At 38.5% G+C, this 22,520-nt stretch carries 14 protein-coding genes and 1 pseudogene; 1 reads left to right on the forward strand and 14 read right to left on the reverse strand.

The window, feature by feature from the left end:
• Positions 1-18 precede the first annotated feature (18 nt).
• The 4 genes from ACOMCU_RS17190 to ACOMCU_RS17205 all read right to left on the reverse strand — a co-directional run bounded on the left by ACOMCU_RS17190 (position 19) and on the right by ACOMCU_RS17205 (position 8,556).
• The gene (locus ACOMCU_RS17190) at positions 19-3,072 is read right to left on the reverse strand and encodes an efflux RND transporter permease subunit (protein ID WP_010858185.1); all 3,054 of its coding nucleotides are present in this window, start codon (positions 3,070-3,072) and stop codon (positions 19-21) included.
• Between the two features lie 340 nt (positions 3,073-3,412).
• Complete coding sequence (locus ACOMCU_RS17195) at positions 3,413-4,990, reverse strand: peptide chain release factor 3 (protein ID WP_010858184.1); 1,578 nt, start codon at positions 4,988-4,990, stop codon at positions 3,413-3,415.
• Positions 4,991-5,176: 186 nt separating this feature from the next.
• Positions 5,177-6,643: a UDP-N-acetylmuramoyl-L-alanyl-D-glutamate--2,6-diaminopimelate ligase gene (locus tag ACOMCU_RS17200; protein WP_010858183.1), complete on the reverse strand. Its 1,467-nt coding sequence runs from the start codon at positions 6,641-6,643 to the stop codon at positions 5,177-5,179.
• Between the two features lie 524 nt (positions 6,644-7,167).
• The gene (locus ACOMCU_RS17205) at positions 7,168-8,556 is read right to left on the reverse strand and encodes an aldehyde dehydrogenase (protein WP_421050834.1); all 1,389 of its coding nucleotides are present in this window, start codon (positions 8,554-8,556) and stop codon (positions 7,168-7,170) included.
• A 222-nt stretch (positions 8,557-8,778) separates the two neighbouring features.
• Here ACOMCU_RS17205 and ACOMCU_RS17210 point away from each other — a divergent pair, with 222 nt between their 5' ends.
• A complete protein-coding gene (locus ACOMCU_RS17210) occupies positions 8,779-8,943 on the forward strand; it encodes a hypothetical protein (protein WP_010858181.1) in 165 nt (54 codons plus the stop codon).
• A 210-nt stretch (positions 8,944-9,153) separates the two neighbouring features.
• On the opposite strand, the gene ssuE is transcribed toward ACOMCU_RS17210, so the two are convergent.
• The 10 genes and pseudogenes from ssuE to ACOMCU_RS17260 all read right to left on the reverse strand — a co-directional run bounded on the left by ssuE (position 9,154) and on the right by ACOMCU_RS17260 (position 22,086).
• On the reverse strand, positions 9,154-9,687 hold the full coding sequence (gene ssuE / locus ACOMCU_RS17215; protein WP_010858180.1) for an NADPH-dependent FMN reductase: 534 nt from the start codon (positions 9,685-9,687) through the stop codon (positions 9,154-9,156).
• Between the two features lie 102 nt (positions 9,688-9,789).
• On the reverse strand, positions 9,790-10,749 hold the full coding sequence (locus tag ACOMCU_RS17220) for an ATP-grasp domain-containing protein (protein WP_421050853.1): 960 nt from the start codon (positions 10,747-10,749) through the stop codon (positions 9,790-9,792).
• Positions 10,750-10,776: 27 nt separating this feature from the next.
• Positions 10,777-11,252 (reverse strand): annotated as a pseudogene (locus tag ACOMCU_RS17225) (hypothetical protein); the annotation flags it as partial.
• A gap of 555 nt (positions 11,253-11,807) precedes the next feature.
• Positions 11,808-13,145, reverse strand: a complete 1,338-nt coding sequence (gene lpdA, locus ACOMCU_RS17230; protein WP_421050855.1) for a dihydrolipoyl dehydrogenase — start codon at positions 13,143-13,145, stop codon at positions 11,808-11,810.
• A 209-nt stretch (positions 13,146-13,354) separates the two neighbouring features.
• Positions 13,355-14,551, reverse strand: coding sequence for a polysaccharide deacetylase family protein (locus tag ACOMCU_RS17235; protein ID WP_010858176.1), 1,197 nt, complete (start codon positions 14,549-14,551; stop codon positions 13,355-13,357).
• Between the two features lie 258 nt (positions 14,552-14,809).
• Entirely contained in the window at positions 14,810-16,876 is a 2,067-nt protein-coding gene (locus ACOMCU_RS17240; protein ID WP_010858175.1) for a catalase, read from the reverse strand.
• Positions 16,877-17,203: 327 nt separating this feature from the next.
• Positions 17,204-18,700, reverse strand: coding sequence for a glycerol kinase GlpK (glpK, locus tag ACOMCU_RS17245; protein WP_010858174.1), 1,497 nt, complete (start codon positions 18,698-18,700; stop codon positions 17,204-17,206).
• Between the two features lie 26 nt (positions 18,701-18,726).
• On the reverse strand, positions 18,727-19,530 hold the full coding sequence (locus ACOMCU_RS17250; protein ID WP_010858173.1) for an MIP/aquaporin family protein: 804 nt from the start codon (positions 19,528-19,530) through the stop codon (positions 18,727-18,729).
• 160 nt (positions 19,531-19,690) lie between these two features.
• On the reverse strand, positions 19,691-20,248 hold the full coding sequence (locus ACOMCU_RS17255; RefSeq protein WP_010858172.1) for a glycerol-3-phosphate responsive antiterminator: 558 nt from the start codon (positions 20,246-20,248) through the stop codon (positions 19,691-19,693).
• A gap of 194 nt (positions 20,249-20,442) precedes the next feature.
• Positions 20,443-22,086, reverse strand: a complete 1,644-nt coding sequence (locus ACOMCU_RS17260) for a glycerol-3-phosphate dehydrogenase/oxidase (protein ID WP_421050835.1) — start codon at positions 22,084-22,086, stop codon at positions 20,443-20,445.
• Positions 22,087-22,520: the final 434 nt, after the last annotated feature.

The following is a 22,520-nucleotide window of genomic DNA, read 5'->3' on the forward strand; positions in this document are numbered from 1 at the left end:
CCCATTTCCCCCATATCTCTACTGCATTTTTCTTGTTTCTTTATCGAGTAAGCTATAAACAATCGGCACAATGTATAATGTCAGCAAGGTGGATGTCACGAGGCCACCAATAACGGCGATTCCCATTGGCTGATTCAGCTCTGCTCCTTCACCAATGCCAAATGCAAGTGGAAGCAATCCTAGAATAGTTGTAAGTGCAGTCATTAAAATTGGGCGAAGGCGATCTTGTGTAGCAAGTAAAATAGCCTCATAAGGGGCCATCCCTTGTTCCTTTTGCTGATTGATATAGTCTACAAGCACAATTCCGTTATTCACTACAATACCAACAAGGACTAAGATACCTATAACAGAAGTCACACCGATTAGCGTGTTTGTAGCAAACATCGCAATCGCAACACCAATAATCATCAAAGGTACAGTGAACATGATGACGAACGGATATTTAAACGATTCAAATTGCGCAGCCATAACGATATAGACAAGCACCACAGCAAGTGCAACAGCTAAGAGCATATCATCGATGGCACTATCATAAAGCTCTCGATCACCACTAAAGACAATTTGAGTTTCAGAAGGTAAGCTCGCTTTGTCAAGAGCTACATCAACTTTGTCTGAAATGCTTCCTAGTGATTCCTTCGTTTCATAGTCAACAAAAAATGCAACGGCAGCCGCTTGATCGGAACGGCGGATTGATATTGGCCCTTCCTGTACCGCAACAGATGCAATATCCTCTAGTTTGACAAATAGCCCAGCAGGTGAACGCAGTTGCATTGCCTTTAAAGATTCGATACTGCCATTAAAAGCCTGTCCAAAGCCTGTAAAGATTGATAATACGGCTCCATCTTCTGCAATCATTTGCGACGTAAATTGACCTTTTGTCATTTGATTAACTGTTTGGGCAATTTGTGCTGGTAAAAAGCCGTAATCCTTTGCCTTTTCACGGTCCACTTCGATTTGAATTTCTTGTACCGTATTATCTAAATCAGTCATAACATTTGTGACCGGCTCAATTTTCAAGAGCTCCTTCTGTACTTTTTCAACTGCCTCATGAAGACGTTGCTCATTCGAATCCGTTAACCTGAACGTTAATGTATTCGGTGATGAACCTGAAGTCGTTGAAACATTAAAGGTGATGTCCACCTGTTCTCCAAGTTCATTTTTCAGATCATGTTCAACCTCTTCAACAAATTCAAAAATTGATCGTTTTCGATTTGCTAGTGGCACCAGTTTCACATACATTTCTGCTTGGTTGGCACTTGTCTGTCCTCGAGATTGTGATTGTTGCGTCCCCCCAATTAAGCTAACGTATACATCAACATCTTGCTCTTCTTTCAATCGATGCTCGATTTTAGCAACAACCTTTTCTGTTTCTGATACAGCAGCACCTTTTTCAAGATTCACATTGACCGATGCAAATCCTTCATCCGTTGCTGGTAAAAACTCGGTACCAATTTTCATTAAGCCGAACAGCGCAATGGCAAAAAGAAGAATTGTCGTCATTAGCACAAGTATTCGGTGATGCAATACCCATACAACCGATGCCTTGTAACGCTGATAAAATGATGATTCTTTACGAAGCTCATTGATATTTTTGATTTTCATTTTTAAAAGACGACTTGCCAACATCGGCACGACCGTTAGTGCAACCGTCAATGAGGCAATTAAGCTAAAGGAAATCGTAAGAGCAAATTCCGTAAAAATTTGCCCAATTAAGCCTTCTATAAACATTACTGGAATGAAGACAGCTATTGTCGTCAGTGTTGATGCAGTTATCGCTAAAGCAACTTCCTTCGTGCCTTGTTTAGCTGCTTCTACTGACTCTTTGCCAAGACCTAAATGGCGTTCAATATTTTCGATTACGACGATGGCATTATCAACCAACATCCCAATACCGAGAGCTAATGCTCCTAACGTCATAATATTAAGTGAGAAATCGGCAAAAAACATTAAAACAAATGTCACAATAACCGAATATGGAATAGCAATACCAATAATAATCGGACTTTTCACACCACGTAAAAAGACAAACAAAACAAGCATTGCAAATAAGCCACCTACGAGGAGAGAAGTACTAATATTGCCAATTGCTGCATCCACATAATTACCTTGGTCTACTAATACATCAGCCACTACATCACTATATTGCTCTGTGGCAAGTAGATCAGCTAATGCCTGCTGAAAGGCTTTAGATACTTCAGCAGTATTAGCTCCCGATTCTTGTAGAACCGACATCAATACAGCTGGATGGTTATTAGCGCGTGTTTCTGTTATGGATTTTTGCTCCGTCCGTTCAACGGTAGCGACATCTCCTACTGTTAATGATTGACCGTCTATTGGATTCACCGAAACGATTAAATCAGCAATCATTTCCGGTGATGTTAATGTACTAATAATTCGTGTCGTCAGCATCTTTCCATCAACTGTTGACACCGGTTCTCCTGGAAGTGAAATATTATTCATTTGAATGATTTGGATAATATCGGACTGTGTTAAACCCTTGTCTTTCAGCTTCGTTTCATCCAATGTAACTTGGACTTCCTCTACTAGCTTTCCAGAGACGTTTACACTGGCAACACCTTCTGTACGGCGCAGCTCTTTTTCCAAAGCATCCGCTAAAAGCCGCACGTCTACTTTGTCATTTTCAGCACGCAAAGATAGCTGGATTATTGGAAATTGCGATGGGTCAAATTTTAAGAAGCTTGGTTTCTCTGCATCATTTGGTAGTGGAGTCATATCAATACGTTGCAAAATATCTAGCTGAACATCCTCTATATTTGTTGACCAATTAAACTCTAGAACAATTAAATTCGATCCTTCCTGTGAAGTGGACTGAATTTTCTTTATACCTGGTAAGGTAGCCAACGTTGTTTCTAATGGCTTGGTTATTTTCTCGTTCACCTCTGTTGGACTTGCGCCAGGATAAGTTGTGACGACGACACCAATAGGTGGATTCAACTCAGGAATTAAGGTTATCGGTATTTTTAGTAATGATACGCCACCTAAAATAATAACGAGCAACATCGTAACGATAGTGAAAACGGGCCTTTTAATTGAAAAATTACTTATATTCATGCTGTATAAACTCCTTTTTCTTCTCTTCCTTCTTATGATTGCCGAAAAGGAGAATCTTTTATAAAGGGTAATTTAAATTAACGGAGGTATTCTTTATTCTCTCCCTCTCAATTAAATAGCTAACAAAATTAAGTAGTGTCTCACATGCCACAAGGTGTGAAGCCAGCATTTAATATGTATCATTTAGGAAACACTTCCAGGTAATTAAATTTTTACTTTTCCCTTCATTCTTTTTGAATGACAGTCGTTTTTTTCCTAATACTGTATATATTCTACACATATCTCCTTTTTTCCTTGTAAAAAAACACGAATCGCTTAAATGTCGATTCGTGTTGTTATTTTACAATAGACTATACAATTTAATGTGCTCGTTTTTATCAGCGAACCAGCGCATAGCAAATTCATTTTCAAATAAGAATACATAATTGTCAAAGCGATCTTTTACAAGCATAGAACGACCTGATGACATTGATTCTTTGACTTCTTCCTCGTTTTCAATCCAGCGTGCAATTTTTGAACCAATCGGCTCCATTTTTACTTCAACATTATATTCATTTTTCATGCGGTGCTCAAATACCTCAAATTGTAATTGACCGACTGCACCAAGAATAACTTCTTCTGTATGCAACGTTTTATAGTATTGAATAGCACCTTCTTGCACTAATTGTAGAATACCTTTATGGAATTGCTTAGATTTCATGACATTTTTCGCCGTCACACGGACAAATAACTCTGGTGTGAACTGTGGTAATTTTTCAAATTGGAATGTTTTCTTACCGCCTACAACAGTGTCACCAATTTGATAAGTACCTGTATCATACAAACCAATGATATCTCCTGCTACTGCTTCGTCAACTGTTTCACGGTCATCCGCTAAGAATTGTGTAGACTGTGTCACTTTGAACGATTTACCTGTACGCGACAAAGTCATATTCATACCACGTTCAAACTTACCAGATACGATACGAACGAAGGCGATGCGATCACGGTGTGCAGGATTCATATTGGCTTGAATTTTGAAAATGAAGCCCGAAAAATCCTCATACTCCACCGGATCAATAAATTGTTCATCCTCAGTGATACGAGGTTGTGGTGTTGGAGCAAACTGTAAATACGTTTCAAGGAATGTTTGTACACCGAAGTTCGTTAAGGCTGAACCGAAGAATACAGGTGTTAATTCTCCACGTCGAATTTTTTCTTCCGAATATTCATTCCCCGCTTCATTAAGTAGCATGATATCGTCCATTGCTTGAGAGTAATAGGAAGTGACTTTCATCGGGTGATCTACAGCTAGAGCGCCTTTGTCATCGATTGGTAGGAATCGTTCTCCCTCTTCTGTACGGAACTGCTCGATGCGCTTATTATAACGATCATATATACCGAGGAACTCTTTCCCCATACCAATCGGCCAGTTCATAGGGTAAGCATGAATGCCAAGTACTTCTTCAAGCTCTTCAATCAACTCAAGTGGCTCTTTACCTTGACGGTCCAATTTATTGATAAAGGTAAAAATCGGAATACCACGCATTTTACAAACTTTAAATAGTTTTAATGTTTGGGCCTCTATCCCTTTTGCTGCATCGACAACCATGACAGCACTGTCCACTGCCATTAAAGTACGATACGTATCCTCTGAGAAATCTTGGTGCCCTGGTGTGTCCAAAATATTCACTCGTGAACCGCTATAGTCGAATTGCATGACTGAAGATGTTACCGAAATCCCACGTTGCTTTTCGATTTCCATCCAGTCAGATGTTGCAAATTTTCCTGATTTTTTACCTTTTACCGTCCCAGCGTCTCGAATCGCACCACCAAATAATAAAAGTTTTTCTGTAATCGTCGTTTTCCCAGCATCCGGGTGACTAATGATGGCGAACGTTCGTCTTGCTAATATATCTTTTTCTAAATTTGAAGTCATCTCGTCATTCTCCTTTTTTCATACTTACTAATAATAAAAGAAGACTTGCCTTTCGTACAACCTTTTTACATGAATTCCCCAAAAAAGAAAACCTCTTAGTCACTAACTAAAAGGTTTCTCAAAAAATTCAAAGGCGTTAACAAAATAATAGAAGTCCTCTACCCACTCAATCTGAACTAAATAAAATTAGACAAATTTCAAACGTCCTGCCTCTACAGCGATTTCAGCATCGCTATGTGGAAATTTTGTGTTTTCAATAATTTGATAATCTTCATGACCTTTACCAGCAAAGATAATCATATCCCCTGGTTCAGCTACTGCAATTGCATGACGGACTGCTTCAGCACGATCACCGATACATGCGTAATTCTTATGTAGCATTCCTTTTGCAAGATCTCCAGTAATGCTATCGTAATCCTCAAAGCGAGGGTCATCAGTCGTTAAAATAACATAATCTGCTGCAGATGCTTTCTCTGCCATTGCTGGACGTTTTGACTTATCTCGATTACCTCCTGTACCAACCAAGAAAATCAACTTCCCTTTTTTATAAGGCTCAGCCGCTGCAATCGCTTTTTCGATCGCATCAGGTGTATGGGCGTAATCGACAAAAATTTGTACTGGTAAATCTGAACAAACTTTTTCCATTCGTCCTTTAACGGGCGGTAGTTGTTCAATTTGCTCAATAATTGTATCCATTGAGTAGCCGCGGCCATAAAAAGCGATCATTGCTGCAAGTACATTGTAAATATTGAACTCTCCAAGTAATTGCATTTTGACAGGGAATGTACCTTCAGGCATAACCACGTCAAAAGAAGTCATATAGTCATGATACTGACAGTTAATGGCATGAAAATCGGCTGTTTCATTTTTCAAACCATATGTCCATACGGGAAAAGGTGTCATCGCTGCATAGCGCTCAGACCAAGCATCATCAGCATTCAACACCACATATTTATTCTTTTCTAAATCTTGTCCAAGTTGAGAAAATAATAAGCCTTTTGCGTGGCCATATTCCTCCATCGTACCGTGGAAATCAAGATGATCATGTGTAAGATTCGTAAAAATAGCTACGTCATAATCGACACCAGCTAAACGCCCAAGTGCTAAACCATGCGAAGAGACTTCCATTGTCATTAAACGACAGCCCTCCATTTTTGCACGGAAAATCATTTGTTGCGTCGATAATGCATCGCTCGTAGTATTTGCAGATTCATATAAAATGCCATTCAAATTAAAGCCAATTGTTCCAGATAAGGCAGACTTCTCGCCTATACCATGCATGATATTTTGAATTATACCCGTTACTGATGTTTTACCGTTTGTTCCTGTTACACCAATCATTGTTATATCCTTGGATGGATAATCAAAAAACTTAGCCGCTAGTAAGCCAACTGCGCGTTCCGTATCTTTAACAATAACTTGTGCAATGGAATTCGCTAATGGTAATTCACGTTCTGTTAACACAATCGTAGCGCCACCCTCTACAGCCTTCTCTGCATAGTCATGACCGTCTACTGTGTAGCCTTTAATGCAAACAAACATACTATTGGGTTGCACACTACGAGAATCAATCACAATATCACTGACTTGGTCTGGTAGCTCTCCGATAATTTTTTTCAAAGGTAATGCACTTAACAATTCCTCTGCATACATTTCATAGTCCTCCAATCAATCTCAACACTCAATTCATCACCTGATGTTTTTTCGACAAAAAATGACAAACTGAATACCCCCACATTCTAATGAATTTATTTTACTACTTATTCACCTAGAAATGAAATGCTTCACGATACGTTTTTTTGATGAAAACGCTACCATTTTAATAATATATTGAATTTTGCCTTTCTTATCAAAAATCGCCATTTATCGACAACGCCAAATCATCTATAATAGTGGCTATTCGCAACATGAATTGATAAATATCATCAAAAATGACAATGAAATGAGGAGAAATTTTTATTTCCTGTAGAAAAAATGAAGAAATCTTAATTGTGGATTCAATCAAAAACAATCGTATTAGGATGCTTTAACCGTTAATAAGACATATTTATGAACCTTTTACTGAGGGTAGCATCATGGTGAGTTTACCATTGAAAGTAAGATAAAATGCTGGGCAACATTAAAAATTTAACAAATGGAGGTGTCTCAGGACATTAACCTGACACCCCCAATTCACATTATTTCATAATGGTACGGACAAGCTTAACCTTTTGTTTATAGGGGGGAAAAAGAACATTCGTTTCGAGCTTCGATGATTTTTTTAAGATTGATTTTGGGTGTGTAAAATTTTCAAAACTCGCCTTACCGTGATAGGCTTTTACTCCTGAAGGACCAACGCCACCAAAAGGCAAATGGAGATTTCCAACATGTGTAATCGTATCGTTTATACAGCCGCCGCCAAATGGCAGCTCTTCAAGAAAATATTGGATGGCTTTCTCATGCTCAGAGAAAAAATAAGCCGCTAATGGCTTAGGTAATTGACGAATTTGATGAATAGCAAGACCTAAATCATCATACATCATCACGGGTAAAATCGGTCCAAATAGTTCATCCTGCATCGAAGGGCTTGACCACTTTACCTGTTCAATAATCGTTGGTTCAATATATAAATCATCGCGATCTGACCTACCACCATACGTAATCACATCACGCTCTTCCGCTAAAATCTGATGCAAGCGATCAAATTGTCTAGTGCTGACAATACGCCCATAATCAGGGCTTTTAAGAGCATTTTTCCCATAGTAAGATCGAATCGTAGCTTTTAACAATTTCATAAATCGTTCATAGACATCTTTATGAACGAGCACATAATCCGGTGCTACACATGTTTGACCCGTATTTGTGAATTTTCCCCATGCTAATCTTTTCGCAGCTACTTCTAAATTCGCTGTTTGATCCACTATCGCTGGACTTTTTCCACCAAGTTCAAGTGCTATAGGCGTTAAACGCTCAGCAGTTGCTCTTGCAACTACTTTCCCAACTGCTACGCTTCCTGTAAAAAAAATATAATCAAATGAGGCATGAATAAGTGCAGTCACTTCTTCCTTTTCGCCTTCCACAACACGAATATATGAGGACTCAAATGTTTCTTCTATTATTTTTTTAATTATTGCTGCGGTATGCACTGATGTTTCAGATGGCTTTACTATGGCTGTATTTCCACCAATAATTGCGCCAATTAGTGGCTCCATCACGAGTTGAAATGGATAATTATAAGGTCCAATAATTAATGTCACACCATATGGCTCTCGAACAATAAAGCTTTTCCCCATTTGATATTGGATTGGGGTTTTGACAGCTTCTGGCTTCATCCATTCTTCCACATGCTTCACCATATAAGAAATGCTATCGAGAACAATGCCAACCTCTGTTGCATATGCCTCAAATTCACTTTTTCGTAAATCTAAATATAATGCGTTTAATACATCTTTTTCATATTTTAAAATGGTCTTTTTTAATTTCATTAATTGATTTTTTCGAAACTTCACTTCTTTCGTCGCGCGAGAGAAGTAAAATATGCGTTGCTCTGCAATCATATTTTCAACATCTTGCGTCGTAAAATTCATAAAAAACACCCCTTTTTTTTATAATGGCATACATAGTTTTGTTTTTTTGAAACAAACTATCATTGTCTATACGATACAACATCGAGGTCCAAAAATCCTCTTTCTGAAGTTGGTGGTGGTGGAGTAAAGATTTAAAATTGAAGTTGTGTAGGGTATGTTTTACTTTTTTGATGTCGGGAAATATACAATTACATATGAAAGAATTGAAACGGGGGCGTAGATATGACAACAACAACAGGAACTTGGTGGGAATCCATTTTTTCAGGACCATTAGCGCATGGTATTTGCGAAGAGAAAATATTGTTATTGCAAGATGAAGCTTTCCTATACCTTTCTTCAACTACCGTGGACAAGGACACTTTACTGGACGAAACTGAAGCAAATTAATATGTAGCGCATCATGGGATATTGCCTCCTATGATGCGCTATTATTTTTATTTAATAAACTTTATCCCGCAAATCAGTGGGGAATGGAGAAAACCCCCTCTAATTGAAGTTTCACTTTATTAAGTGATCCCTCGCGAATGCCCCGTCTAGCTGTTCTTTTGTCGTTAATCATCAAGACGCCTATTTATGCTATAGTTGGATAGAGCCTTTTTAATTTACAGATACAATCGGCTGTAATTTGTTTAATTCGACATCTAGCCGTTTAATAGCTTCTTCCTCCATCGCAAACCCACCATCTTCTAATCGAATAATTTGCTTGTCAACAATAAATACCGAATGGGCAATATCTGTAGCACCTAATACGGCTAACACCGGCTTAAGGGCATATTCTAACGCAAGCAAATGTCCGATTGAGCCACCCACCGCTATTGGTAATACCGATTTACCTTCCAACGCTTTTTGAGGTAATAAATCCAAATAGGTTTTTAAAATGCCCGTGTAAGAGGCTTTATAAATCGGTGTTAAGATCACGACAATATCCGCTTCCTCAACTTGGTTATTTTCCGCAATAATAGCCTCACTGGCAAAATTGGCCTTGATTAAATCTGCTGTCGGTAATTCGTGCACATAATTGGCATGAACCGCAGTTCCTTGTTTTTTGAAAAAGAGCTCTACTTTTTCATGCACTGCCGTAACACGTGAATCTCTTGTATTACTGCCATTAATAATCACTACTTTTGTCATCTTCGCCACTCCCTATATGACTGTATTTGTACTCGTTATTTTTTCTAATTACTTGCCTAACTCCTAAAACGACTTGAATTAGAGATATTTTGAACGTCGTCCTTAAAACATTTGTAATGATTTTTCATATTGATGTAATGTTGCGCCTAAATAATTTGCAACAGCTAACATACCGTATTGATTGGCTGCCTTTTCGGCATCGGCATTATAATTTGTATTTGTATTCACGTCATACGTAAAAACATGGCCATCCTCATCAATAATTGATTCAATGCCTGCCACACGTACTTTATTTCGAGTCAAAAACGCTTCATAGCGCTCAATTAGCTCATTCGGGAAATCATTCACAATATGGAACTTTGGTTTTTGCTTAACAGAATCTCCTATCGGGCAATAGGTATCACCTATTTGACAAGTTTCAGCTGGGCAAAGCTCAAAGCCCTCTGATGTATCAACACGTACAGCATATAAAAATTTACCACCGACAAATTCACAGCGTGTAATGTAGGACTCAGGTGCCTTGATATATTGCTGTACTAGAGTAATGCCATCTACAGGCGCTTCAAACGAAGAGCTATGTGCATAAGCTTTGAGTGCTTCTACTGAGTGAAATAATTGTACGCCAAACCCCTTGCCTGCTCGATTATGCTTTGTAATGAACGATGCTGTCCCAATTTTTTCAGCCGCTTCTACTAGCTGATTTTTACCGACTGTTGCAATCGTTTTTGGTGTTTGAATTCCTGCAGCTTCAAGCGCTGTATACTGATTAACCTTACTAATTTCTAATTGTAACGCCAGACTACCATTAATAACGGTGCGACCATGGAATTCTAGCCAAGCAAGCACAGCTGCTGTGAATTCAGGTGCGAACGCATGCCCCCGAGTATGAGCAGAGGCACTCATCCGACTGTAGAATATTCCTTCTGGCGGCTCTGCCGATAACTCCAGTACGCCTTCCGCTAGATGCCAAGTTTCAAAAGGGAGGTTTTGCTCCTTTAAACGCTTAATCAAATGTATTGTCCAATCATCATTTTCATGAAGTATATAGATTTTTGCCGTCATGTTGTCGCTCCTCACTGTAAAATGGGCTCTTTTGGTTTTAACTAAAGGCATTACATCCCTTGCAAAACGTTCCATTTCCGCTAACTGTGGTGAAAATTGTAGTAATAATAAGTTTACGCCTACAGCCTCGTAAGCTAAAATCCGCTCAGCAACTTGCTGTGGTGTCCCAACTAAATTTGGACGTAAGCCTCGGTTGGATACTGAATAATCCTTCAATGTAATTTCTTGTTCAAGCTTTGATTTACTTAAAGCCTACATAGCCTGCTGCATCCTGTACATTTGTAATACGAGTTAGCTCAGCCTGTGCTTCTTCTTCTGTATCACGAACGATGAAAACCTTTAATATCACTTAAATATAGCTCCGCAATTAAAGTGACATCAAAACCGAGCTTTTCACCTGTTTGAATAACCTGTTTGGCATAATCAAATGTTGCTGGCATATTTTCATCTTCTATATTCCGTAACCATCCACCGAAAATCGGCAGCCAAAATCCTAATTTCATTGTTGTTCTTTCCTCCTATACCAAAAAAAGAGGCTTCTATTTTCACAGTTGACTATCCTCTGTGTAAAATAGAAGCCTCTAGTTGTCTAGACAGCTTGTTTTTTATCCAAATACCAAGTATTCTTATAAATTTAATTTAACACAATACCCTATAAAGTCAATAGGTTTTCAGAAAATTTCAAATGATACTGGCGAAATATAACATCACATAATAAAGTGTGAAGTGAAACTTCAAGGAGTGGGGTTTTCTTCATCCCCATTCCTTGTTAGTTGAACCAATCGGGCTTTTACGGACAGTTGCTCGTCCGCCTAGGCTCATTCTTTCTTTCAACTTTAGGTGGGCGGCTTACTGACCGTTAACGCGGGATAAAGTGAAACTTCAAGGAGTGGGGTTTTCTTCATCCCCACTCCTTGTAATTGAACCAATCTGGCTTTTACGGTCAGTTGTTCGTCCACTTCCTTCACTCGTGCTCATCTTTCCACTTGAAGCATAAAATCAAAAAAGGCTGTCCCAAAAGTCATTCACTACTGACTTTTAAGACAACCTCCTGTTATTTATTGATGAATCGCTTTTTTATATATAGCCTTCGCTGCATCACCGATATGCTCAGATACTGTTGGGTGTGGGAAAATCATCTCAGCTAAGTTTTGTGCTGTCCCTCCTGCATTTTTTGTAACTAAAATTGCATTGAGCATTTCTGTTGCACCATCTGCAACTACACATGCGCCTAGAATGTCTCCACCCTCTTTTGTTGCCACTAGCTTTACAAAACCTTCAGTATTACCTTCCATCAACGCTTTTGCATTTGTGCGAATTGGCAATTTTGTTACAGTATATGCACCGTCAACTTGCTCCTCTAACAAACCAAATGTAGCAATCTCAGGATGTGTATAGACACAGCGAGGGATTAGTGCTTGGTCAATCAATGCAGGTGTTTTTCCTAAAATATGCTCAATGACATGAATGCCTTCCGCACTTGCAGCGTGTGCTAGCTGGTAACCACCAACTAAGTCACCAATGGCGTAAATATGTGGCTGACTTGTCTCAAGGTGCTCGTTCACAGCAATTAAATGCCCATCAAAATCAAGTCCTAATTGCTGTGCAATTTCTGTATTTGGACGACGCCCCGTTGCAAATAATAAATTTTCGTATGTATAAATTCCTTTAGATGTATGAACTTCATTGCCATAGAAGTGCTCAAATCGGAAATCTGTCACTAGCTCAATACCTAGCTTTTTCATCTTTTCGCGAATAATAGGTCGTGCATCTGATTCTTCCGTTTGTAAAATATCTTCGCTATGATTGAGCATTGTTACTTTCGTTCCAAGTGGTGCGAGGCTAAATGCCATCTCAACCGCAATTACACCACCGCCGATAATGGTTAACTGCTCTGGTAACTCTTTCATATCAAAAAAAGTATCTGTTGTATAGTATGTAGACGTTTCTAAGCCTTTAAACGGTGGTACAAATGGCTTACTGCCTGTTGCTACAATAATATCTTTCGCTACAAACGTATCTACTCCAACAGTTAACGTTAAATCCTTCGCAACAGTTGCCTCGCCTCGATAAAATGTTATATGATTGCTTTCAATAAAATGCTCAATATTCACTAATAGCTCATCAATGACAATATCTTTCCGTTGCATCAAGCGCGGAAAGTTCACATTCACTGTATTCGTCTCAATGCCCCACGCATTGCCACGTTTAATTTCTTGTACAAGCTTGCTATGCTCTAATAAAATTTTGGACGGAATACAGCCAACATTATAGCAAGCACCTCCTACTTTACCACGTTCTACTAAAGCGACCTTCATGCCACTTTTAGCTGCATGGATGGCTGACACATATCCCCCTGGACCTGCGCCAATAATTGCTATATCAAACTTTTCCACTACATTCACCTCTTCACCCACCTTAACATTTCCAAAATTTGAATGCAATGGGACACCATTTATCCAAGCAAACACCGATGATTATTTTCCAAAAGGGCGTTATATCATCACTTGTAATGCAAATTTCGATTCAGAACATTAGCAATAGGCGCAAGAAAGGTCTCTCATCCTCCTTAAAAAGAAAAATAAGAGACCTTTCACTTTCTAGGTTATCGATTAAAATTAATCCAAAAAACCTCTTTACTTCCGTCCTGCTTTGTAATAATTGTCTTAACGGAATAGCCACCTGCTTCGTAATCTGTTACGTTCTCTTCTGTGGACATGACCCGTGACTTGTTACTCGCCGTGACAAGATAACTGCCAAAATTACGCTGAAGTTGACGTTCACCCTTAATCATTTTATAGAGCTCAAATCGAGTTTCTTTTGCCTGAAGTGTCCCATTTTTCATATCACTTTTCAGCCACGCTTTAAGTGCTACTTTGTTCGATGTTACTTGTGCTTCAACCTGTATATCTCGATTATTATAATGCTGCTCTGCTTGTTTCTGATATTTTTCTAAAATCTTTTTTAAGTCGTGTGCGCTTACACGATTACTCGAATCAATTCTTTTAATATGCACCGTGCCATCACCGAACTTATTAAAACCGCCCTGTGTTGAATAGTCGATCAGATAGCCAGCTTCCTTTACAGCTTTCTCTGCAATTCGATCATACACACCATATGGATAGGCAAAGGAAGTAGGTGCCTTCCCTGTATGTTTTTCTATTAATTGATGTGCTTTTGTCACATCCTCAAGAATGTAACGTTGACGTTCCTCATTTGTAAGCGCCTTTCCATCTTTCGTTACATTTAGTATCATTGCCTCGTGCTTTGGCGCATCTTTGTTGCCACGCCAATGTAAATCATATGTATGATTACCTATTTGAATAATTTGCGAGTCTGACATTTCCTTTATTTGTTGCCAGTTCAACATGGGTACACCTTTTCTTAAGCCCGCTTCCACATCGTTGACAATAACGAATAATGTTGCTTGCATGCCCATTTCCTTTAAAATAGGGTAAGCAATCTTATAAACACTTTCATATCCATCGTCAATCGTTAGAAATACCGATTTCTCAGGAATACGACCGTGCCCCTGTAAATAAGCAATTAACTGCTCTTCAGTAATAGTTGTATAGCCACTATCCTTTAGCATCTTTAATTGCTCACGAAATAGCTTCGCTGTAATATTAATGTTGGCAACTTCTTTGTAATCTCCAAACGAATGATAGTTAATGACCGTAACACCTTTAGCATTACTAGACTCATAAAAATTCGTCGACTTGGCAGCCAAAGCCTGGTCTGAAATGGCTACAAAAAAGATGAGCGTCGCCATATAAAAAAATAATTTCCTAACATATTGCATTATATTGGTCCCTTTCTCAAAATATAGTCCATCTAAGTATATACGAAATGGGTAGAGACTCATAGGGAAGATTTACTATTATACTGTTTTGCTTAGATCGTTAAAATGATAAAAGGGACTGTTCAGTGTCGAATAGTCCCTTTTATCCTATTTCTGATAGCTTAATAACATTATCTAAATTTATGATAGGATCGCGATAGAATCATTCTTTTTAGTCATCACTCTTTGTAAGTTAAGAAATGATAACGCCATAATGAGTTAATAGATATTTCTCTGCCAAAAACGTTGCTGTGCAATAGCTGCTACAAATTTTTTAGCGAATTCAGTGTTGCCAGTTGCCATGACAATGCCCGGTCCTACATTAGCATTAGACATATTAAAAAATGTCATACCCGATGCGGCAATACCAATCGGTTTATAATGACGATATGCTTCATTGATATAATTCACAATATGTGTATTAAATTTTGCCTGATTGTCCGCTCTTACGCCTACAACATATAACGAGTCAAATAACACCGCATCCGTTGTGATAAATGTTTCGCTTGCCATTAACTGAACGCCGTTACTACCTGTAACTACACCCAGCCTGTCAGAGATTATGCTATATCGAACACCCTGCCTAGTTAAATATTTCAGCACCTCTCCCACTTCATTAGCATCAAATCCATCACCAATTAGTACACCAACTTTCAGTGTTTGCGGTAATTTTATTGTATTTGCCTGACTAAGTGCAGGTGATGAAGCTGAGACTTTCGATTGTTCGCCAGTTGGTCGATTGACACCAATATTATCAGCTACAGTCGTCGCCATCGCTTTATCGACGTGGACGAACATATCCACAACCTGTTGCCGAACTGATTTACTTTTCACTTTGCCTACCTCGAAGCTAAAGGCATCAATAATATGCTGCTTTTCAGGGGGTGACATACTATTCCAAAATAGCCTTGCTTGTGAGAAGTGGTCATCAAAGGACTTACTGCGGGCTCGTGTAATACGTCCCTCAACCTTCTCTTCATAATGGACAAAGCCACCCTCTTTCTCGGTAGATGTTGAAGGCGTATTATCTGCCAGTGAATTTTTATGATAACTCACTTTCCCTAGATTAATGGTTTGTCGGCTAAAGCCATTGCGCTGATTGTTATGAATTGGGCAAATCGGTCTGTTTATCGGGATTTCTGCAAAGTTTGGACCGCCTAGACGAATGAGCTGTGTATCTATATAAGAAAATAACCGTCCCTGTAAAAGGGGATCGTTCGTAAAGTCAATGCCTGGCACAACATTCCCTGGGTGGAAGGCTACTTGTTCTGTTTCTGCAAAAACATTGTCCACATTGCGATTCAATGTCATTTTGCCAATTTTTTTAACAGGCACCAACTCTTCTGGCCAAAGCTTTGTTGCATCTAAAATATCAAAATCAAACTTAAATTCTTCTTCTTTCTCAATCATCTGTACACCAAGTTCATATTCTGGATAATCACCAATTTCAATGGATTCCCATAAATCACGTCGTTGAAAATCAGCATCTTTGCCCCCAATGATTTGTGCTTCATCCCAAACGAGTGAATGCACACCTAACACTGGTTTCCAATGGAATTTCACAAATCTTGACTTCCCTCTGTCATTCACGAAACGGAAAGTATGAACGCCAAAGCCCTCCATCATACGAAAACTTCTAGGAATCGTTCGATCGGACATATGCCACATAATCATATGGGCTATTTCTTGATTGTTCGCAACAAAATCCCAAAATGTATCATGAGCGGAGGCTGCTTGCGGCATTTCATTGTGTGGCTCGGGTTTTACTGCATGAATCAAATCAGGAAACTTAATGGCGTCCTGGATAAAAAACACAGGTATATTATTGCCGACTAAATCATAATTTCCCTCTTCTGTGTAAAATTTCGTTGCAAACCCTCGAACATCTCTAGCGGTATCCATAGAACCTAAGCTGCCAACCACAGTAGAGAATCTTACAAATACGGGTGTTTTCTTACTTGGGTCTTGCAAAAAGTTTGCTCTGGTATACTCTTTCATGGACTCATACAGTTCAAATTCTCCATGTGCCGCAAAGCCCCTTGCATGCACAACTCGTTCTGGTATGCGCTCATGATCGAAATGTGTCATTTTCTCCCGAAAGTGAAAATCCTCCATGATCGTTGGGCCACGTACACCGGCCTTTAATGAATCTTCATCATTTGAAACTTTAATTCCTTGATTGGTGTTCATCTTTTTTCCATCATTATTGATACGAAACTGCTCTAGCTGCTTATCCTTTGCATTACCATCTACATCTTTGCCCTGATTTGACCAAGATCTATCCACGCAATCCCCTTTCGTACCAGTACTAATTACGCTCTATACACACTATATGATTCTCTAGAATAAACATGCTTCAAAAGCATTGCTGAAAGAATGACACAATCATTTCAATTTTTCATACAAACTTGGCGCTAGGAGAAGACCGTCAAAAAATGGTGGTATCGACATAGAAGTCCGCCAAAAAGTCGTGTAAACAGGAAATAAAACCTTGATTGGCAAAAGAAGTGATCTCAAAAAGTTAGATTTTGTCTAACAATCGGGGTTCGCTTCAAATTAGCCTATCAAGGTTATTTTCATCACTATTCAGCTATCTTTTAAATCCAACTAATATTATTTAAATGTTTGAGCAGCTGCTACAGCTTTTTTCCAGCCTGCATAAATTTCTTCACGATGTGAGTCATCCATATTAGGTGTGAATTGACGATCCAAATTCCAATACTCACTAATTTCATCCGTTGATTTCCAGAAGCCAACTGCTAAACCTGCTAAATAAGCAGCACCTAAAGCTGTTGTTTCGTTAATGACCGGACGATCAACAGGAACATTTAATAAATCTGATTGGAATTGCATTAAGAAATCGTTTGCAACAGCACCACCATCTACACGTAATTTCGCAAGTGGAATATTTGCATCTGCTTCCATTGCACCGAGTACGTCTTTTGTTTGATAAGCTAACGATTCTAGCGTTGCACGTACAAAATGTTCTTTAGATGTACCGCGAGTTAAACCGAAGACAGCGCCTCGTACATCAGAATCCCAATAAGGTGTCCCTAGACCAACGAATGCAGGAACTACATAAACGCCATCAGTCGAATCCACTCGTGCAGCATATTGCTCGGATTCAGAAGCGGAGCGGAACATTCGTAAGCCATCGCGTAACCATTGAATAGCAGAACCAGCTACGAAAATGCTTCCTTCTAAAGCATAAGTCACCTTGCCATTTAAGCCCCAAGCAAGCGTAGTTAATAAGCCATTTTCTGATTTTACTGCCTTTTCACCTGTGTTCATCAACATAAAACAGCCCGTACCATACGTGTTTTTAACCATGCCTTCTTCAAAGCAAGCCTGACCGAATAGAGCAGCTTGTTGATCACCCGCAGCTCCTGCAATCGGAACAGCAGAGCCGAAGAACAGCGCTTCCTCCGTATAACCATATAATTCTGAAGAAGGGCGAACCTCTGGAAGCATAGATGCAGGGACGCCTAAAATGTTTAATAATTCTTCATCCCATTTTAAATCATAAATGTTATACATTAATGTACGAGAAGCATTTGAATAATCCGTTACATGTACTTTACCACCTGTCAACTTCCATATTAACCACGTATCAATTGTACCGAATAATAAATCTCCTGCTTCTGCTTTTTCACGAGCACCTTCAACATTGTCTAAAATCCATTTTACTTTTGTACCTGAGAAGTATGCGTCGATTAATAAACCTGTCTTATCACGGAATAAGTCATTGTAACCGCTTTCTTTCAATTCTTCACAAATTGCGTTCGTTTGGCGTGATTGCCATACAATCGCATTATAAATTGGTTTACCTGTATTTTTATCCCAAACAACTGTTGTCTCACGTTGGTTTGTAATACCGATCCCAGCAATTTGATTTGAATCAATATTTTTTTCAGAAAGTACTGTAGCGATACAAGAAAGAATGGAAGACCAAATTTCTTCTGCATGATGTTCAACCCATCCAGATTGTGGGAAATATTGTTGGAATTCTTGTTGTGCAATATGGAGAATGCTTCCTTTTTCATTAAACAAAATAGCGCGTGAGCTTGTTGTACCTTGGTCTAAGGCTAAAATATATTTTTTTTCTGACATCGGACAAACCTCCAAATAATTTTTTATTACTCTTCACTTCGAATATTTTTCACTGTCATTTGAGCACTGATAAAAATAATAGAAACGATAATAGCTAATAGCCAAAATGCGATACTATTTTTCCCCTCAAAAATTTGTTGAAAAAATAGAGCACCAAATGTACCACCTATAATTGGACCAACAACAGGAACCCATGCATAGGACCATCCTGAGTCACGTTTACCTGGGATTGGTAAGAAAAAATGAGCAATACGTGGACCTAAGTCACGTGCAGGGTTAATTGCATAACCAGTAGGTCCTCCTAATGCCATACCGATGACTACAATTAGCATACCAACTAGAAATGGATTTAAGCCATCAGTAATTGTATTTGTGCCTAATGCTAGAATACCTAAAACAAGTATAAATGTACCAATCATTTCTGAAATTAAATTTGATAATGGATGTTTAATGGCAGGCATTGTAGAAAATACAGCCAATTTTGCTTCCGGATCTTTCGTACCTTTCCAATGTGGTAAATACATAAAATAAACGAGCACCGCACCTAAAAATGCACCAATCAATTGTGCAGCAATGTAAGCAGGCACGTCTGCCCATTGGAAATTACCAATTGTAGCAAGTGCGATTGTTAAAGCAGGGTTTAAATGAGCACCACTAATACCACCAACAGCATATGCAGCCATGGCCACAGCTAGACCCCAAGCGAATGTAATCACTACCCATCCACCGCCAAAACCTTTCGATTTGTGCAGTGATACACCAGCAACAACGCCGCCACCGAATAAAATAAGAATCATCGTGCCGACAAGTTCAGCTGTAAATGTAGACATACAACAAGCCCCCTTTGTTATAGTGCACCTAGTAAAAAAATAAACCCACACTTAAACAAACTGCACGCTGAAATGCAGATGAATAAATGTGGGTTCCTTTTCCTAACCACGCGCTTATGAACTTACGTACATTGTAGAGAAAATAACATACATAGTCAACCTATTTTTTGAAATTTTCCCACAAATTTTTATTTGATGTCGTAATAGCTACTGCTCCAGCTTGTAACGCTTCATCCATGCTTTCAACAGTGCGGACTAGTCCTCCTGTAATAACAGGGATTTTTGTACGCTGGTGTACTTCTGAAATCATTGAAGGAATAATACCCGGTAACAATTCAATAAAATCTGGCTTCGCTGATTCAATCATTGTAAAACTTTTTTCAAGCGCGATCGTATCAATTAAAAAGACACGCTGAATAGCGATAATCCCACGAGATTTTGCTTTTATTAACATATTGGATCGAGTGGAAATAATACCGGCTGGACGAATATCATTACATAAAAAATCAGCTGCAAAATTATCCGTTTTTAAACCATGAATTAAATCTGCATGAATAATTAATTTTTTTCCGTTACGATCTGCCTCTCGCTTTATCGAAATAAGCAAACTAATATGCACTTCTAATAGAACAATGTATTCGAATCGACTATTTAATACTTCATCAAATTGCTTTACTGTACGTGCAGCGGGAATAATATGTTGATTATTAAAATTCATTTGGTTACCCCTTTAGTTAAAAAGTTGGGCTGTCTTAAAAGCCCTTCATACGAAATCAGGCATATTTGTATATGGTAAAAATCCGCTTTGCTTTCCGCGGGCAAGGTAGGAGCCGTAAATACATTTCACTGGAGTCTTCTACGCGGGTTTTCACCTTTATATATACTTACTTTTAGGACAGCTCCTCATTTTTATTATAATGCAGTTGTAGCTCTTGTTATTTCTATATTTATATCTTTTTCATATTGCGTGCGTTGCTCAGTAGACCAATGTAATTGTTTTGACATTTCATCTAATACCGCTTCTTTATACTGTTTCACAAGGGCGATATTAAAGAACATATATGCTGTACGACGAATCATAAAGTCATTTGGAAGAACAACCATTTCATGATGAATACCATACTGCAACTGAGCATATAGCCCTTGTGGTAAAACAGGATGCTGTTGTTTAGCGTATTCAAAAACAGTGTCCACATTAGAACCGTAATGATGGGCTAAATATTTTGCCTCATCTTCTGATAATCCGATATCAACGCCCATTTTTGTTCGTTTAGATACGAAGTCATGTAAGTTTTTCGAGCCACCAATATCTCCACCAGAAATATGAATATGTTTTGTATGACATGGTTTAGATGTAATGCCAAATTGTTGCTCTAAATCTTGCGCAATCTTATTTAAGACTGTTTCAGCCATTTTACGATAACCTGTTAATTTACCACCAGCAATTGTCACAAGACCTGAAGGAGATTCCCATACTTCATCCTTACGAGAAATTTCAGATGGATTTTTACCTTCCTCATGAATTAATGGACGAACACCTGCCCAGCTGGATTCGATATCTTCATCAGTGACATTAACTTTTGGAAACATGAAATGAATTGCCTTCATAATATAATCACGATCTTCTTGATGGATATTCATTTCACGTGCATCGCCTTGATAAAATGTATCTGTCGTTCCAACATATGTTTTCCCATCTCGAGGAATCGCAAACACCATGCGACCATCAGGCGTATCAAAATAGACAGCTTGGTGTAATGGGAATTTGGATTCATCAAAAACGATGTGCACACCTTTTGATAAAATTAAATGTTTACCATTTTCTTTCCCTTCGATATCACGAACATCGTCTACCCATGGACCAGCGGCATTAACAACTTTTTTAGCACGAATATTAAATGTGTTTTGGGCAATCAAATCTTGTGCTACGATTCCATTAATTTTCTTTTGGTCATTGTATAAAAAGCCTTCTGCCTTTGTATAGTTAATGAGTGTAGCGCCTTTTTCGATGGCAGCTTTGGCAACTTCGACTGTCAGACGTGCATCATCTGTACGATATTCTACATATACACCACCGCCACGTAAATCCTCAGCTTTGACTAAAGGTTCTTTTTCAATTGTTTTTGCGGCATTTAACATATAGCGACGCTCAGAACGTTTAACACCTGCTAAAAAATCATATACTCGTAAGCCAATATTCGTTGAAAATTTGCCGAATGTGCCTCCTTTATGGAATGGAAGTAGCATCCAAACAGGAGTTGTTACATGAGGTCCATTTTCATAAACGATTGCACGCTCTTTTCCTAACTCTGCAACCTCTTTTATTTCAAATTGTTTTAAATAACGAAGCCCACCATGTACTAATTTTGTCGAGCGACTAGAAGTACCAGCGGCGAAGTCTTGCATTTCAACTAACGCTACAGATAATCCGCGGGCAATTGCATCAAACGCAATACCACAACCTGTAATACCACCACCGATAACCAATAAATCGTATTCTTTACTTTGTAATTCTTCAATTGTTTGTTGACGTTGTATTGCTGAAGCTGTGCTCATAATGAATTTCCTCCTTATTTGGACCGAAAAAAAGAGACCATTAAAATCACATGTACAAATGTACATATGTTTTTAATGGTCTCTCAATCGCTCAAACCTTTTATTAACTTAACTTCATTGTAATGTGTTTAGAAAGAAAAGGCAAGCTAGCTAATCGCAAAGAATAACGAATACAAAATACACTTTTCTATCAGTTATAGGTTCAAGACGTGTCATATGTACAATTCAATTGTCATGGCTTTCTGATATTATTTATTCCCAAATACTAAAAATTTATTTAAAATAAATTATTTATCCACATTTGTTAATGGATTCTGAGGATTATTTAGAGGTGGAAGATAAGTTGTTAATCGACAGGATGAGCAATACGAAATACTGACCTGGAAAAGACCCACATCCAATTTTCAGCAAAAACCCAGGTTCTCCCTTCAGCA

This window comes from Lysinibacillus sp. UGB7, assembly GCF_049058285.1.
Taxonomy (GTDB): Bacteria; Bacillota; Bacilli; order Bacillales_A; family Planococcaceae; genus Lysinibacillus; species Lysinibacillus sphaericus_B.

Bases quoted from the DNA above. Each gene is read 5' to 3' on its own strand.
- ACOMCU_RS17190 (WP_010858185.1), bottom strand. From the start codon at position 3,072: ATGAATATAAGTAATTTTTCAATTAAAAGGCCCGTTTTCACTATCGTT.
- ACOMCU_RS17195 (WP_010858184.1), bottom strand. From the start codon at position 4,990: ATGACTTCAAATTTAGAAAAAGATATATTAGCAAGACGAACGTTCGCC.
- ACOMCU_RS17200 (WP_010858183.1), bottom strand. From the start codon at position 6,643: ATGTATGCAGAGGAATTGTTAAGTGCATTACCTTTGAAAAAAATTATC.
- ACOMCU_RS17205 (WP_421050834.1), bottom strand. From the start codon at position 8,556: ATGAATTTTACGACGCAAGATGTTGAAAATATGATTGCAGAGCAACGC.
- ACOMCU_RS17210 (WP_010858181.1), top strand. From the start codon at position 8,779: ATGACAACAACAACAGGAACTTGGTGGGAATCCATTTTTTCAGGACCA.
- ssuE (WP_010858180.1), bottom strand. From the start codon at position 9,687: ATGACAAAAGTAGTGATTATTAATGGCAGTAATACAAGAGATTCACGT.
- ACOMCU_RS17220 (WP_421050853.1), bottom strand. From the start codon at position 10,749: ATGACGGCAAAAATCTATATACTTCATGAAAATGATGATTGGACAATA.
- ACOMCU_RS17235 (WP_010858176.1), bottom strand. From the start codon at position 14,551: ATGCAATATGTTAGGAAATTATTTTTTTATATGGCGACGCTCATCTTT.
- glpK (WP_010858174.1), bottom strand. From the start codon at position 18,700: ATGTCAGAAAAAAAATATATTTTAGCCTTAGACCAAGGTACAACAAGC.
- ACOMCU_RS17250 (WP_010858173.1), bottom strand. From the start codon at position 19,530: ATGTCTACATTTACAGCTGAACTTGTCGGCACGATGATTCTTATTTTA.
- ACOMCU_RS17255 (WP_010858172.1), bottom strand. From the start codon at position 20,248: ATGAATTTTAATAATCAACATATTATTCCCGCTGCACGTACAGTAAAG.
- ACOMCU_RS17260 (WP_421050835.1), bottom strand. From the start codon at position 22,086: ATGAGCACAGCTTCAGCAATACAACGTCAACAAACAATTGAAGAATTA.